Genomic DNA, 13,666 nt, shown 5'->3' with positions numbered 1-13,666 from the left:
CCGTACTCAGTTTTTGTCCAGTGGTGTGCGACGACGGGCGAAGGTCCACGTCAGCAGGGATACGCTGATGTTCATGACGAGGATGGAGACCGGCGGCAGCAGCAACGTCAAGGTCAGCCTGGAGTTGCTGTGGGGCGCCGGCGAGCGCCCCAGCCGGGGTCCCAAACCGGGCCTGAGCCTCGACCGGATCGTCGAGGCGGCCGTCGCGATCGCCGACACCGACGGCCTGGAGGCGGTGTCGATGCGGCGCCTGTCCACGGCGCTGGATGCCGGGACGATGTCGCTGTACCGGTACGTGCCGGGCAAGGCCGAACTGCTCGACCTGATGCTCGACCGGGTGCAGGGCGAGGCCCTGGAGGCGAGCCGGCTGGAGACGGCCGACTGGCGGGCCGCGGTCACCTCCCTGGCCCGCGGCTACCTCGGCCTCTACCGCCGCCACCCGTGGCTGCTCCGCGTCAACCAGGCCCGCACGGTCCTCGGCCCGAGCTCCCTGCGCTCACTGGAGGCCGCCCTGGTGCCCCTGAAGAACATGGGGCTGCGCGACCCCGAGCTGATCTCGGTGATCATCACGGTGGAGAGTTTCACCGGCGGCATCGCGCGGATGGAGATCGACGCCGTCGAGGCCGCAAAGGAGACGGGCCTGAGCCACCAGGAGTTCTGGGAGCAGCAGACGCCGTTCCTGGAGAAGGCCATGGAGAGCGGAAAGTTCCCGGCCCTGGCCGCACTGTCCGGGGACGCCTTCTCCACCGACTTCGACCACTTCGAGTTCGGGCTCCAGCGGCTGCTCGACGGGCTGGAGGTCCTGGTCGCACAGCGCGGCAGGACCTCGGGAGACAGGACGACAGGAGACAAGGCTCCCTAGTGCCGGCGGCGCATCCTCCGCAGCCCGAGCAGCACGGCGCAGGCGACGGCCACGGCGAGGGCGCCGGCCTTGAGGCGGTCACCGGAGTCCTCGCCCGTGCCGTCACCGCGCTGCGCGGTCCCGCCCCGGGACGGTGACGTGCCGCCGCCTCCGGGCACGTCCTCCGCCTCGACGGGGCTGCCCGTGCCCTCACTGCCGTACATGAGCCTCGTCCCGTCGGCGGAGTAGCTGACGGACTCCCCCTGCGCCTGCAACGGCACGCTGAGCCGCCCCTTGCGCTGGATCCTCCCGTCGTTCCAGGCGTACCAGACACCGCCGAAGTAGCCGCGTACGGCGAGCTGTCGCCCGTCGGGCGAGAGGGCGGCGTCGGTGGCCCACAGGTCGACCGGGGCGACGGGCCGGAAGAGGTTGGTCCCGGACGGGGAGAGCCGGGCGGGCCCCTCGTACAGGTGCCCGCCCTCCTCGTTCTTGTCGATGATGTAGACGCGCCCGGTCTTCGGGTGCACGACGAGCGACTCGGCGTCGCGCGGCCCGTCGGAGTACTTGACGACGTACTGCGTGGCCCGGATCGTCTGGTCCTTCAGCTGCTCGGGCTCGGGCAGCCGGTAGACCCAGACGTAATCCCAGACCACGCCGTCGTTGTCGCCGATGTCGCCGACGTAGATCTGGTGGTCCGGGCCGATGGCGACGGCCTCGACGTCGCGCGGGGTGCCCACGCCGGTCAGGGTGATCCTCGCCACGGTCTCGCCGGTGCGGCTGTCGACGGCGTAGAGGTAGGCGCCGTCGTCCTGGTCGTTGTGCGTCCAGTAGACGCCGCGGTGGAGGTGCGAGGCGGCCAGTCCGCTGGACTCGGTGATGCGCGGATCCTTGAGGGTGAAGTCCTCGTCACCGTCGGCGGCGGAGGCGGCGGGCACGCCGGACGCGCCCACGAGGAGGGCCGCGGCGAGGAAGGCGAGCGGTCGGCGCATGCCCCAAGCCTGCCATCCTGTCCGGCGTTTCACCGGGGTGGCCGGTCTCACATCGCACCGGCCGCGGTGATCCACGATGATGAGCGGATGCTCAGGTTCATGCCCGTAGGTGACTCCATGACGATCGGGAGCGCGGGCGAACACACATGGCGCTACCGGCTGTGGCAGCACCTGTGCGCCTCGTACGGCGGCCCCTTCACCCTCGTCGGTCCGCGCGAGACGCTCTACGACAAGCAGGCCGACGCCCCGACCTCGTACGCGTACGCCGACCCCAGCTTCCCGCGCGCCCACCTGGCCGGCTGGGGCGAGGGCTGGCTGCACATGGCGCCGCTGATCGGCGAGGCGGTGCGGTCGTGCCGCGCGGACGTCCTCCTGGTCTCCCTGGGCCTGATCGACCTCGGCTTCTACACGAACGCGGAACAGACGGCGGAGAACGTACGGAGCTTCACCGCCCGGGCGAGGGCGGCGAACCGCCGGATCCGGATGGTGTGGCTGCCGGTCGTCCCGAACGTGCGCGCACGGACGGAGCCCGCCTTCGGCGCGGAGGTCGCCCGCTTCAACGAACTGCTGGCCAAGGCGGCGGCGGACCTGGACGAGCCGGGCTCTCCGCTGCTGCTGGCCTCGCCGCCGCCGTCGTACGACATCCACGCCGACACCTACGACGGCACACACCCCAACACCAGCGGCGAACACAAGATCGCGGCGGCCTTCGCGGAGGCGATGCACCAGGGCTGGGGGCTGGGCGATCCCTACGAGTCCTGAGCCACCTCCTCGAGCGTGCGACGGTGGTGCTTGCCTGGAGTTCACTCCAGGACGTTGGCTTGTGGACCATGAAGTACACGCAGCTCGGACGCACCGGACTCAAGGTCAGCCGCCTCGTCCTCGGCACGATGAACTTCGGTCCGCAGACCGAAGAGGCCGACAGCCACGCCATCATGGACGCGGCGCTGGACGCGGGCATCAACTTCTTCGACACCGCCAACGTGTACGGCTGGGGCGAGAACAAGGGCCGTACCGAGACGATCATCGGGAACTGGTTCGCCCAGGGCGGCGGGCGGCGCGAGAAGACGGTCCTCGCCACCAAGGTCTACGGCAACATGGGGCCGGACGGCGCGACCGTCTGGCCCAACCACGACAAGCTGTCCGCCCTCAACATCCGGCGCGCCGTCGACGCGTCGCTCCAGCGGCTGCGGACCGACTACATCGACCTCTACCAGTTCCACCACATCGACCGGAACACCCCGTTCGAGGAGATCTGGCAGGCCATCGACGTCCTCGTCCAGCAGGGCAAGATCCTCTACGTCGGGTCCAGCAACTTCCCCGGCTACAAGATCGCCCAGGCCAACGAGATCGCCGCCCGGCGCGGCGGGACCATCGGCCTCGTCAGCGAGCAGTGCCTGTACAACCTCGTCGAGCGCCGCGCGGAGATGGAGGTCGTACCGGCCGCGCAGGACTACGGGCTCGGGGTCATCCCCTGGTCGCCACTGCACGGCGGCCTGCTCGGCGGCGTGCTGAGGAAGGAGGCCGAGGGCGCCCGGCGCACCTCGGGACGGGCGGCCGAGAGCCTCGCTGACCCGGCCGTCCGCGCCCGGATCCAGTCGTACGAGGATCTGGTCGACAAGCACGGCCACGCCCCGGGCGAGGTGGCCCTGGCCTGGCTGCTCACCCGCCCCGGCGTCACCGGCCCGATCGTCGGTCCGCGCACGGCCGGGCAGCTCGACTCCGCCCTGCGCGCGGTCGAGCTGGAGCTGTCGGAGGAACTGCTGTCCGGGCTGGAGGACATCTTCCCGGGCCCCGGGCCCTCTCCGGAGGCCTTCGCCTGGTAGTCCGGGCACGCCGGGGGTGGCGGTCGCGGCGGTGCTCTACTTCCCGAGCGCCGCCGCGACCGCCACCACCACGAACATCATCACGAGCGCACCGGCCATGATCCGGTTCCGGGTCTTCGGGTCCACGGGTCGAGCCTAACCGGCCGCGCCGAGCGGCCAGCGGGCGACCGCCTCGTACCGGGGCTGCTCGCCGGCCACTCCCGACTTCGGCAGGTTGCTGCGCACCAGCACCAGCTCCTCCACCGTCCAGGTACGGCTCACGAACGCGTCCAGGGCGTCGACGTACGCGCGCACGTCGACCGCCTCCCGGCTGCGCGCCACCGTCAGGTGGGCCTTGTAGCGGCGGTGCTCGCCCATGTCGAGCCCGGCCTTGCGGGCCGCCGCCTCGGAGCGGTCCGCCAGCAGGCGCATGGTGTGGAGGTCCCCCTCGGCCCCGGCCCACAGGGCCCGCCCGTGCCCGAACTGGCCGCCGCCACGCAGCGCCAGCGGGAACGGCTCGGTGCGGTGGGCGGCCCGCTCCAGCCGGGCCGACAGATCGGGTACGAGCTCGTCGTCGACCTCCCCGTAGAACGCGAGGGTGAAGTGCCACCCGGGCCGGCCGGTCCAGCGCAGCGCGTCCGCACCGGGCAGTTTCTTCAACTGGGCGACCTCAGCGGCGAGTTGATGGGTGACGTCCTCGGGGGGCAGTACGGCGGCGAAGAGTCTCATGAGGGTCAGTCTCCCCGCCACGTGCCCAGGCGTGTCCGTTTGACCGTGCGTATCGATGTCCTGCGCTGCTGCATGCGACCAGGCAGCAGCGTGGAGGAGCGCCACAGTGACTGTTCTGGAAGACAGGATCGAGATGGCCGAGGGGCCCGGAAGGACGAGAAGGGGCACTGGCGACCCGCGGACGTCGAGTTCGTCGCCGAGTGATCTCCAAGGACACGGCCAGGAACGACTACGGACCGAAGAAGAAGGCCTACGCCGCCGCCGGGGTGCCGGTGTACCTGATCGTGGATCCGTACACCGGCACCTGGCATCTGCACACCCTGCCGAAGGACGGCGTCCACCGGGGCGAGCTGAGCCTGGACTTCGGCGAGGAGATCGATCTGACCGGCACGGTGGTCGGTCTCGTGCTCAAGACGGACGAGTTCCCCCGGGACTGAGCACGCCGATCGGCGCCCGGCTCGTCTCACGCCGCCGCCGTCAGCTCCTTCCGCCGCTCGCGCGGCACGAACCGTAGGTGCGGGTGTCCGCGGTGCCAGCCGATCGACAGGCGCAGGCCGCCCACACGGGCCAGGATCAGGCCGATCACCGCAGCGGCGGCGGCCGCGATCGCGCCGCCCACCGCGAGGCCCACGCGGGCGCCGTACGTGTCGGTGATCCAGCCGACGATCGGGGCGCCGACCGGCGAGCCGCCGAGGAACACCATCATGTACAGCGCCATCACACGGCCGCGCATGGCCGGGTCGGTGGACATCTGGATGCTGGTGTTCGTGGTGACGTTCACCGTCATGCCGAACAGGCCCAGCGGCACCATCAGCAGGGCGAACATCCACAGCGTCGGCGTCGTGGCCGCCAGGATCTCCAGCGCGCCGAAGGCCATCGCCGCCCCGATCAGCACCCGCAGCCGGGCGGTGCCGCGCCGCGCGGCCAGCAGGGCGCCGGCCACCGAGCCGACCGCCATCAGCGTGTTGAACATGCTGTAGGCGCCCGCGCCCGCGTGGAACACGTCGTCCGCGAAGGCCGACAGGTAGACCGGGAAGTTGAACGCGAACGTGCCCACGAAGCCGACCAGGACGATCGGCCAGATCAGCTCGGGCCGTCCGGTGACATAGCGCACGCCTTCACGCAGCTGTCCCTTGCCGCGCGGGGCGCGCTCCACGGTGTGCAGCTCACGGCCGCGCATCAGCAGCAGGCCGGTCAGGGGAGCGATGAAGGACAGGCCGTTGAACAGGAACGCCCAGCCGGTGCCGACGCCGGTGATCAGCAGGCCCGCGACGGCGGGGCCGACCAGCCGGGCGGACTGGAAGTTGGCCGAGTTCAGGCTGACCGCGTTCTGCAACTGCTCCTTCCCGACCAGTTCGGAGACGAAGGACTGGCGGGCCGGGTTGTCGACGACCGTGGCCAGGCCGACGGCGAAGGCGGCGACGTAGACGTGCCAGACCTGGACGTGGCCGGTCAGGGTCAGCACGGCCAGGGCCAGCGCGGTGAGCGCCATCGACGTCTGGGTCACGAGCAGCGTGGGCCGCTTGCGCAGACGGTCCACGAGGACGCCGCCGTAGAGGCCGAACAGCAGCATCGGCAGGAACTGCAGCGCGGTCGTGATGCCGACGGCGGCCGAGGAGCCGGTGAGGCTGAGCACCAGCCAGTCCTGGGCGATGCGCTGCATCCAGGTGCCGATGTTGGAGACGACCTGGCCGAGGAAGAACAGGCGGTAGTTCCTGACCCTCAGCGAGGAGAACATGGAGGACGTGCGGGCGGGCTTGCGGAGAGGGTCGGTCGGGGAGTCGTGGGGAGTAGGTGCGGGGGCGGAAGCTGCTCCGGGTCCCGTACTCAAAAGGGTTCGCCTCCTTGCTTTGCCTGCTTACAGATGTGCGAGCTTCTCCAGCACGGGGGCGGCGGCGCGGAGTCTCGCCCACTCGTCCTCGTCGAGGTTCTCGGCCAGGGAGGCCAGGAACGCGTTCCGCTTGCGGCGGCTCTCCTCGAGCATGGCCTCGGCCTGCTCGGTCTGCGTCACGACCTTCTGGCGCCGGTCCTCGGGGTGCGGCTCCAGACGGACCAGTCCCTTGGCCTCCAGCAGGGCCACGATGCGGGTCATCGAGGGCGGCTGGACGTGCTCCTTGCGGGCGAGCTCGCCCGGGGTGGCCCGGCCGCAGCGGGCCAGGGTGCCGAGCACCGACATCTCAGTGGGGCTGAGCGACTCGTCGACCCGCTGGTGCTTGAGACGACGGGACAGCCGCATCACGGCGGAGCGGAGGGCGTTCACGGCGGCAGCGTCGTCGCCATGGCTGAGGTCCGGCATGTCTTTAGCGTAACTCATTACTCTCGCTAAATACCAGCGATGACACGCACGGGCACCCGTGACTCCGGCCACGGAAACCCCCACATCACTCATACGGGTGAACCAGCGGCGGAACGCGACACGCCGCACGGCCCGGTCTCGCGACCCTCGTGGTCATGGGGACCAGCGTGCTCAGCCTGCGCATAGACCACGACCTGCTCGAACGGCTCCGGCACCGCGCCGCGAAAAGGGGAATGAGCGTCCAGGACTATGTCGTCCGGACGCTCATTCGGGATGACTTCGACGAGCGGTTCCAGACCGCCGTCGAGGAGACGGAGAAGTTCTACGGGGTCACCTGACCGGGAACACGCGATCGAGCGGATCACGCACCCCGCTCACGTCAGGCCGGGCTCACGTCAGGCCGAGGGCCGGCATCAGGTAGTAGAAGCCGAACACCGCGGCCACCACGTACATCGCCGCCGGCACCTCCCGGCCGCGCCCGGCCGCCAGGCGCAGCACCACGAAGGTGATGAAGCCCATGCCGATGCCGTTCGTGATCGAGTAGGTGAACGGCATCATCACCATCGTCACGAAGGCCGGGATGGCGATGGTGTGGTCGGCCCAGTCGATCTCCTTCACCGACCCGGCCAGGATCAGGAAGCCGACCGCGAGCAGCGCCGGGGTGGCCGCCTGGGAGGGCACCATCGTGGCGATCGGCGTCAGGAACAGCGCCACGGCGAACAGCGCGCCGGTCACGACGTTCGCGAAGCCGGTCCGCGCGCCCTCCCCGACACCGGCCGTCGACTCGACGAAGCAGGTGGTGGCCGAGGAGGAGCTGGCGCCACCGGCGGCGACGGCGACGCCGTCGACGAAGAGCACCTTGTTGATGCCGGGCATCTGCCCCTGTGCGTCGGTCAGCTTCGCCTCGTCGGAGACGCCCATGATCGTGCCCATCGCGTCGAAGAAGCACGACAGCAGCACGGTGAAGACGAAGAGCGCACCGGTCAGGAGACCGACCTTCTCGAAGCCGCCGAAGAGGCTGACCTGCCCGATGAGCCCGAAGTCCGGGGTGGCGAGGGGGTTGCCCGGCCACTTGGGCGTCGTGAGCCCCCAGCTCGGCACCTTCGCCACCGCGTTGATGACGACGGCGACGACGGTCATGGCGACGATCGAGATGAGGATCGCGCCGGACACCTTGCGCACGATGAGGGCGAGGGTGAGCAGGGCGCCCAGGACGAAGACGAGCACCGGCCAGCCGTCGAGGTGACCGTCGCCGCCCAGCTGGAGCGGGACGGTGGTCTGGGCGGCGTCGGGGATCCGGCTGACGAACCCGGCGTCGACGAGCCCGATCAGCATGATGAACAGGCCGATACCGATGGAGATGGCCTTGCGCAGGCCGTAGGGGACGGCGTTCATGACCCGCTCGCGCAGCCCGGTGGCCACCAGCAGCATCACGACGACGCCGGCCAGGACGACCATGCCCATGGCGTCCGGCCAGGACATGCGGGGCGCGAGCTGGAGGGCGACGACGGAGTTCACACCGAGACCGGCGGCGAGCGCGATGGGCACGTTGCCGATGACGCCCATGAGCAGCGTGGTCAGCGCCGCCGTCAGGGCCGTCGCGGTGACCAGCTGGCCGTTGTCCAGCTGATGCCCGTACATGTCCTTCGCGCTGCCCAGGATGATCGGGTTCAGCACGATGATGTAGGCCATCGCGAAGAAGGTGGCGAAACCGCCCCGGATCTCCCGGGACAGGGTGCTGCCCCGCTCGGAGATGCGGAAGAAGCGGTCGAGGGGGCCGTACGCGGAACCCGCCCCTGGCTGCTCAGGGGCGGGGATCTTGGCGGGGGCCGAGGCGGACATGCGGGACCTCATCACCAGCGGGCTCCCCCGGGCGCCGTTGGCGTTTCCTACGAACAGAAGCGGTCAGAGACAAACGGTTTCAGTATGAACATATGACGACGTGGGCGCCATCTCCGCGCGTAGACACGGCGGGCTCGTAAGCTGTGCGCATGGCGAAGTGGACCCCCAAGCACGAGGCGCCGGAGCCCCTGGAGGGCCCCGTGGTCGCCACCATCACCGGCGGCACGATCGTCTGGTTCGTCCTCTTCCTCGTGCAGCTGCCGTTCTACGGCTGGTTCGACGACCACGGGCACACGTGGTGGCTGTGGACCTGCCTGGCGGGCGGCGGGCTGGGATTCATCGGCATCTGGTACGTACGCAAGCGCGATGCCGCGCTCAAGAGGACGGCGACGCAGAAGCCGGGGGAACGGGAGAAGGCGGCGTCGGACCCCAAGTGACCACCGCACTCCCCGCCCCACCACCAGACACCACCGCGGTTCCACCGCCCGACCGCCCCACCGCCGGAGGCACCCCGCACCCCGACCGCACCGCCGCGGGGAACGCAGGCCCCTGGCCCCACCGCAAGTGACCACCGCACTCCCCGCTCCACCGCCGGAGGCACCCCGCACCGCCGTACGACCACGGCACGACAACCGTCCTACCCAGGTCGGATCTTCCGCGCATTCAGCGGGTGAAGGCCCAAATCCGCACGTACCGTCGAATGCATGACGCATCTCGACGCCGGCGCTCAGGTCGACGGCTCTGCCCACCCTGCCGGTGCTGCCGGTGCGGCCATCACCTCCAGGGTGACCGGGCTGACCTCCGCCGAGGTCGCCGAGCGGGTCGCGCGCGGGCAGGTCAACGACGTTCCGGTGCGCAGCAGCCGCTCCGTCGTCGACATCGTCCGCGCGAACGTCTTCACCCGGTTCAACGCCATCATCGGCGTCCTCTGGCTGATCATGCTGGTCGTCGCCCCCATCCAGGACAGCCTCTTCGGCTTCGTGATCCTCGCGAACACCGGCATCGGCATCGTCCAGGAGTGGCGGGCGAAGAAGACCCTCGACTCCCTCGCGCTCATCGGCGAGGTGCGTCCCACCGTCCGCCGGGACGGCGTCGCCGTGGAGGTCGGCACCTCCGAGATCGTCCTCGACGACCTCATGGAGATCGGCCCGGGCGACAAGGTCGTCGTCGACGGCGTGTGCGTCGAGACCGACAACCTGGAGATCGACGAGTCACTGCTCACCGGAGAGGCCGACCCCGTCCTCAAACGCCCCGGCGACCAGGTCATGTCGGGCAGCTTCGTCGTCGCCGGCGGTGGCGCCTTCCAGGCCACCAGGGTCGGCCGCGAGGCCTACGCCGCCCAGCTCGCCGAGGAGGCCTCCCGCTTCACCCTCGTCCACTCCGAGCTGCGCTCCGGCATCTCCACGATCCTCAAGTACGTGACGTGGATGATGGTCCCGACCGCGATCGGCCTGATCATCAGCCAGCTTGTCGTCAAGGACACCGACCTCAAGGACTCCGTCGCCCGCACCGTCGGCGGCATCGTCCCGATGGTCCCGGAGGGCCTCGTCCTGCTCACCTCCGTCGCCTTCGCCATCGGCGTGATCCGGCTCGGCCGCAAACAGTGCCTCGTGCAGGAGCTTCCCGCCATCGAGGGACTCGCCCGCGTCGACACCGTCTGCCTCGACAAGACCGGCACCCTGACGGAAGGCGGCATGGACGTCACCGAGCTGCGCCTGATCGGCGCCGGCGACGAGACGTACGTACGCAAGGTGCTCGGCGCCCTCGGCGAGTCCGACCCCCGCCCGAACGGCTCGCTCCAGGCGATCATCGACGCCTACCCGGACGTCGACGACTGGCGCTGCACCGAGGCCCTGCCCTTCTCCTCCGCCCGCAAGTACAGCGGCGCCTCCTTCAGCGAGGCCGACGGCGAGACCAGTACGTGGCTGCTCGGCGCGCCGGACGTGCTGCTGCCCGACGACGACCCGGCGCTCGCCGAGACCGAGCGGCTCAACGAGCAGGGCCTGCGGGTGCTGCTGCTGGCCCGCGCCGCCCGCGACCTCGACGATCCCGAGGTGGCCGAGGGCGCCCGCCCCACCGCCCTCGTCGTGCTGGAGCAGCGCCTGCGGCCGGACGCCGCCGACACCCTGCGCTACTTCGCCGAGCAGAACGTCCGCGCGAAGGTGATCTCCGGCGACAACGCCGTGTCGGTCGGGGCGGTCGCGGCCAAGCTCGGGCTGACCGGCACGGCCGTCGACGCCCGCCGGCTTCCCGCCGACCGGGCCGAGATGGCGACGGCCCTGGACGAGGGCACGGTGTTCGGGCGGGTCGCCCCGCAGCAGAAGCGGGACATGGTGGGCGCGCTGCAGTCGCACGGGCACACGGTCGCGATGACCGGCGACGGCGTGAACGACGTCCTGGCCCTGAAGGACGCCGACATCGGGGTGGCGATGGGCTCGGGCTCGGAGGCCACCCGGGCGGTCGCCCAGATCGTGCTGCTGAACAACAGCTTCGCCACGCTGCCCTCGGTCGTCGCGGAGGGCCGCCGGGTCATCGGCAACATCACCCGCGTCGCCACGCTGTTCCTCGTCAAGACCGTCTACTCGGTGCTGCTGGCGATCCTGGTGGTGTGCTCGCAGGTCGAATATCCCTTCCTGCCCCGCCACCTGACGCTCCTGTCCACCCTCACCATCGGCGTCCCGGCGTTCTTCCTCGCCCTCGCGCCGAACAAGGAACGGGCCAGGCCGAACTTCGTACGGCGGGTCATGCGGTACGCGATCCCGGGCGGGGCGCTGGCGGCGCTGGCGACCTTCGCGACGTACCTGATCGCGCGCGAGCACTACACGGGCGCGGGCGCGCTGGACGCGGAGACCAGTGCCGCGACGCTCACGCTCTTCCTGATCTCCATCTGGGTACTGGCGATCATCGCCCGCCCCTACACCTGGTGGCGGCTCACGCTGGTGGCGGCGATGGGCGCGGCGTTCCTGGTGGTGCTGGTCGTGCCCTGGCTGCAGGATTTCTTCGCGCTGAAGCTGGTCGGGGTCACGATGCCGTGGATCGCGGTCGGCATCGCGGCGGTGGCGGCGGCCACCCTGGAGTTGCTGTGGAGGTGGGTGGACCGCCGCGTGCCCGCCTAGCGCACGGCAGGTGCTGTCGCTCCGCGACCGCCGCGCCGCTCGGGGCGTGTCACTGCACGTCCACGTAGTCGCCCGTAGCGTTGACCGCCGGAGTCGTCGAGGTGCCCGCGAAGCTGAAGCGCCAGTAGCCGTCGTACTGGGCGGTGGCGGTGGCCTTCACATTGCCGTACGAGTCGGAGTACACGGTCTTGACGGTGGTGTACGTGCTGGTGCCCGCCTTGCGGAACTGCAGCTTGACCGGCTGGCCGGTGTAGCCGTGGTACTGGTTGTCCTCCCAGTTGGCGCGGGAGAGCTTGCCGGTGGTGGTGAGGGTCCTGCCCTTGACGACCGGCTCGGGCCCGGCGTTGGCGGTCAGCTTGGAGTAGCGCTGCACGAGGGTGGTGGCGAGGCCGCCCTGGTCCTTGAAGCCGACCTTGCTCATGTCGGGGTTGTTCGGGTCCTGGCCGTTGAAGGCGTAGGCCTCGGCGGCGACGCTCCAGCCGCCGGCGTCGGCGTTCCTCAGATCGCCGTCCGCCGGGTAGATGTCGATGATGCCCTTGCAGGTGGCGGTGGTCGTCGAGGTGGCCGTGCAGGTGGCGAAGTCGTCGCCCTCCAGCGTCTTGGTGGGGTCGTCGAGGGTGCCGCGGTAGAGGTAGGCGTCGGAGTAGAAGTCGCCGGCGGTGGTGTCGACGTCGGAGCCGTGGGTCAGCGTGTAGGTGTAGGTGGTGCTGACCTCGTTGGTGGTGCCGACCTTGATCGCCGGGGCGATCTTGAGGTTGGAGAAGCTGACGTCCAGGGTGTACGGGGTACCGCTGGAGTCGGCCGCCTGCGCCGTCGGCATGACGAAGGCGGAGAGGGCCAGGGCGCCGCTGATGACGGTCGCGGCGGCGGTGGCTCGTGTGCGCATGTGTTCCCCAGGTGGAGAAGTGGTTCGGGGAGTCTGACTGACTCACGCGATCAGATCCGCGGCCCCTGGGGCGGGTTGTGGGGCGCATTGGTGATTTTGCCGTGGCGTACGCGAGGTTTGGCACCCGCATGACGAAGAACGCCGCCGGCCCCGGGACGACCCGGGACCGGCGGCGCGCACCCGCTCAGCGGGCTCCTTGCGACACGTCCTACTGCACGTGGTGCTGGACGTCTTACTGCACGTCGACGAAGTCACCCGTGGCGTTGACCGCCGGGGTGGTCGAGGTGCCCGCGAAGGAGTAGCGGAAGTAGCCGTCGGTGGAGGCGGTGACGGTCGTGCTCAGGTTGCCCGTGGAGTTCGACTTGATCGTCTTGAGGGTGGTGTAGGTGCTGCTGTCCTTCTTGCGGAACTGCAGCTTCACGGACTGGCTGGTGTAGCCCGCGTACTTGAGGGTCTCCCAGTTGGCGCGGGACAGCTTGCCCGTGACCGTGATGGTCTTGCCCTTCTTGACCGGCTCGGGCGAGGCGTTGACCGTCAGCTTCGACGCCCGCTGGACCTTGTGGGTCCCGTAGTAGTCGTTCCAGTACACGTCGCCGCTCTTGGCCAGGGCGCCGGCGGTGACGTGCCACGTACCGGCCAGCGCGTTGGCGTACAGGTCGCCGACCGGGTCCTCGGTGAGGCCGGGGGTGGCCGTGATGGTGAGCTTGCACGTCGACGTCGTGGCGCTGGTGGCCGTGCAGGTGGCCGCTTCCTCGTTCGGCGGGAGGAAGCCGTCGATGTCCTCCTCGACGTCGGTGCCGTGCCACAGGTCGATGTACGCGTCCTCGATGCCCGAGGCGTGGCTGGCGGTCAGCGACACGGTGAAGGTCTTGGCGTACGTGGTGCCGACGACGACGGCCTTGCCGGAGTTGACCTTCACGTTCGACACGACGGGCGCGTCCTCGGCGGCGGCCGCGGTGCTGAAGGCCGACTTGGCGGAGGAGGCGCCGAAGCGCTCGGCGGCGCTCGGGTGGTTCAGGTTCACGTCGCCGTGAGAGTCCGCCTGCGCGGCCGGCACGGCGAAGGCGGAGAGGGCCAGGGCGCCGGAGACGGCGGCCACGGTGGCACGAATACGCATGCGTTCCCCAAGGTGGAGAGGGGCCCCGACGCTCGTCGTTCCCCA

General features: G+C 70.1%; 13 protein-coding genes and 1 pseudogene. 7 read left to right on the top strand and 7 right to left on the bottom strand.

The features are described 5' to 3' along the window. The first annotated feature begins 73 nt into the window (after positions 1–73). Positions 74–862 (top strand): TetR/AcrR family transcriptional regulator, encoded by a 789-nt coding sequence (locus tag ACFPZJ_RS21310; RefSeq protein ID WP_381023929.1) that lies wholly within the window; start codon positions 74–76, stop codon positions 860–862. Here the strand turns inward: ACFPZJ_RS21310 and ACFPZJ_RS21305 are convergent. Beyond that, positions 859–1,830, bottom strand: coding sequence for a WD40 repeat domain-containing protein (locus ACFPZJ_RS21305; protein WP_381023926.1), 972 nt, complete (start codon positions 1,828–1,830; stop codon positions 859–861). The two genes, ACFPZJ_RS21310 and ACFPZJ_RS21305, sit on opposite strands and share 4 nt — an antisense overlap. A gap of 87 nt (positions 1,831–1,917) precedes the next feature. Between ACFPZJ_RS21305 and ACFPZJ_RS21300 the strand changes: the two genes are divergently transcribed. Further along, a complete protein-coding gene (locus ACFPZJ_RS21300; protein WP_381023923.1) occupies positions 1,918–2,592 on the top strand; it encodes a GDSL-type esterase/lipase family protein in 675 nt (224 codons plus the stop codon). A gap of 68 nt (positions 2,593–2,660) precedes the next feature. Continuing rightward, positions 2,661–3,656 carry an aldo/keto reductase gene (locus ACFPZJ_RS21295; protein WP_381023920.1) on the top strand — a complete coding sequence of 332 codons (996 nt, stop codon included), beginning with the start codon at positions 2,661–2,663 and terminating at the stop codon, positions 3,654–3,656. 135 nt (positions 3,657–3,791) lie between these two features. Here ACFPZJ_RS21295 and thpR read toward each other — a convergent pair whose 3' ends face one another. Next, on the bottom strand, positions 3,792–4,364 hold the full coding sequence (gene thpR / locus ACFPZJ_RS21290) for an RNA 2',3'-cyclic phosphodiesterase (protein WP_381023917.1): 573 nt from the start codon (positions 4,362–4,364) through the stop codon (positions 3,792–3,794). Positions 4,365–4,505: 141 nt separating this feature from the next. Between thpR and ACFPZJ_RS21285 the strand changes: the two are divergent. After that, positions 4,506–4,801 (top strand): annotated as a pseudogene (locus ACFPZJ_RS21285) (Uma2 family endonuclease); the annotation flags it as partial. 26 nt (positions 4,802–4,827) lie between these two features. On the opposite strand, the gene ACFPZJ_RS21280 reads toward ACFPZJ_RS21285, so the two are convergent. Together ACFPZJ_RS21280 and ACFPZJ_RS21275 are read right to left on the bottom strand one after the other, a co-directional pair. After that, the gene (locus ACFPZJ_RS21280) at positions 4,828–6,195 is read right to left on the bottom strand and encodes an MFS transporter (RefSeq protein ID WP_381023915.1); all 1,368 of its coding nucleotides are present in this window, start codon (positions 6,193–6,195) and stop codon (positions 4,828–4,830) included. 27 nt (positions 6,196–6,222) lie between these two features. Next, complete coding sequence (locus ACFPZJ_RS21275) at positions 6,223–6,660, bottom strand: MarR family winged helix-turn-helix transcriptional regulator (RefSeq protein ID WP_381023911.1); 438 nt, start codon at positions 6,658–6,660, stop codon at positions 6,223–6,225. Between the two features lie 155 nt (positions 6,661–6,815). On the opposite strand from ACFPZJ_RS21275, the gene ACFPZJ_RS21270 reads away from it, so the two are divergent. Further along, complete coding sequence (locus ACFPZJ_RS21270; RefSeq protein WP_381023909.1) at positions 6,816–6,998, top strand: ribbon-helix-helix protein, CopG family; 183 nt, start codon at positions 6,816–6,818, stop codon at positions 6,996–6,998. 52 nt (positions 6,999–7,050) lie between these two features. Here the strand turns inward: ACFPZJ_RS21270 and ACFPZJ_RS21265 are convergent, their stop codons facing one another. Further along, positions 7,051–8,502, bottom strand: a complete 1,452-nt coding sequence (locus tag ACFPZJ_RS21265) for an NCS2 family permease (protein ID WP_381023907.1) — start codon at positions 8,500–8,502, stop codon at positions 7,051–7,053. Between the two features lie 149 nt (positions 8,503–8,651). Between ACFPZJ_RS21265 and ACFPZJ_RS21260 the strand changes: the two genes are divergently transcribed. Continuing rightward, complete coding sequence (locus ACFPZJ_RS21260; RefSeq protein WP_381023905.1) at positions 8,652–8,939, top strand: DUF2530 domain-containing protein; 288 nt, start codon at positions 8,652–8,654, stop codon at positions 8,937–8,939. 267 nt (positions 8,940–9,206) lie between these two features. Next, positions 9,207–11,618, top strand: a complete 2,412-nt coding sequence (locus tag ACFPZJ_RS21255) for an HAD-IC family P-type ATPase (protein ID WP_381023902.1) — start codon at positions 9,207–9,209, stop codon at positions 11,616–11,618. Between the two features lie 49 nt (positions 11,619–11,667). Here the strand turns inward: ACFPZJ_RS21255 and ACFPZJ_RS21250 are convergent, their stop codons facing one another. Together ACFPZJ_RS21250 and ACFPZJ_RS21245 are read right to left on the bottom strand one after the other, a co-directional pair. Next, entirely contained in the window at positions 11,668–12,504 is an 837-nt protein-coding gene (locus tag ACFPZJ_RS21250) for a hypothetical protein (protein WP_381023900.1), read from the bottom strand. 232 nt (positions 12,505–12,736) lie between these two features. Beyond that, positions 12,737–13,621 carry a calcium-binding protein gene (locus ACFPZJ_RS21245; RefSeq protein WP_381023897.1) on the bottom strand — a complete coding sequence of 295 codons (885 nt, stop codon included), beginning with the start codon at positions 13,619–13,621 and terminating at the stop codon, positions 12,737–12,739. Between the last annotated feature and the right edge of the window lie 45 nt (positions 13,622–13,666).

The sequence above is a fragment of the Streptomyces bullii genome, from assembly GCF_042657145.1.
GTDB classification, from domain to species: domain Bacteria; phylum Actinomycetota; class Actinomycetes; order Streptomycetales; family Streptomycetaceae; genus Streptomyces; species Streptomyces bullii.
The sequence above is the reverse complement of the archived record's forward strand: the minus strand, read 5'-3'. Positions and strand labels throughout refer to the sequence as shown.

Bases quoted from the DNA above. Each gene is read 5' to 3' on its own strand.
- ACFPZJ_RS21310 (WP_381023929.1), top strand. From the start codon at position 74: ATGACGAGGATGGAGACCGGCGGCAGCAGCAACGTCAAGGTCAGCCTG.
- ACFPZJ_RS21305 (WP_381023926.1), bottom strand. From the start codon at position 1,830: ATGCGCCGACCGCTCGCCTTCCTCGCCGCGGCCCTCCTCGTGGGCGCG.
- ACFPZJ_RS21300 (WP_381023923.1), top strand. From the start codon at position 1,918: ATGCTCAGGTTCATGCCCGTAGGTGACTCCATGACGATCGGGAGCGCG.
- ACFPZJ_RS21295 (WP_381023920.1), top strand. From the start codon at position 2,661: ATGAAGTACACGCAGCTCGGACGCACCGGACTCAAGGTCAGCCGCCTC.
- thpR (WP_381023917.1), bottom strand. From the start codon at position 4,364: ATGAGACTCTTCGCCGCCGTACTGCCCCCCGAGGACGTCACCCATCAA.
- ACFPZJ_RS21275 (WP_381023911.1), bottom strand. From the start codon at position 6,660: ATGCCGGACCTCAGCCATGGCGACGACGCTGCCGCCGTGAACGCCCTC.
- ACFPZJ_RS21270 (WP_381023909.1), top strand. From the start codon at position 6,816: ATGGGGACCAGCGTGCTCAGCCTGCGCATAGACCACGACCTGCTCGAA.
- ACFPZJ_RS21265 (WP_381023907.1), bottom strand. From the start codon at position 8,502: ATGTCCGCCTCGGCCCCCGCCAAGATCCCCGCCCCTGAGCAGCCAGGG.
- ACFPZJ_RS21260 (WP_381023905.1), top strand. From the start codon at position 8,652: ATGGCGAAGTGGACCCCCAAGCACGAGGCGCCGGAGCCCCTGGAGGGC.
- ACFPZJ_RS21255 (WP_381023902.1), top strand. From the start codon at position 9,207: ATGACGCATCTCGACGCCGGCGCTCAGGTCGACGGCTCTGCCCACCCT.
- ACFPZJ_RS21250 (WP_381023900.1), bottom strand. From the start codon at position 12,504: ATGCGCACACGAGCCACCGCCGCCGCGACCGTCATCAGCGGCGCCCTG.
- ACFPZJ_RS21245 (WP_381023897.1), bottom strand. From the start codon at position 13,621: ATGCGTATTCGTGCCACCGTGGCCGCCGTCTCCGGCGCCCTGGCCCTC.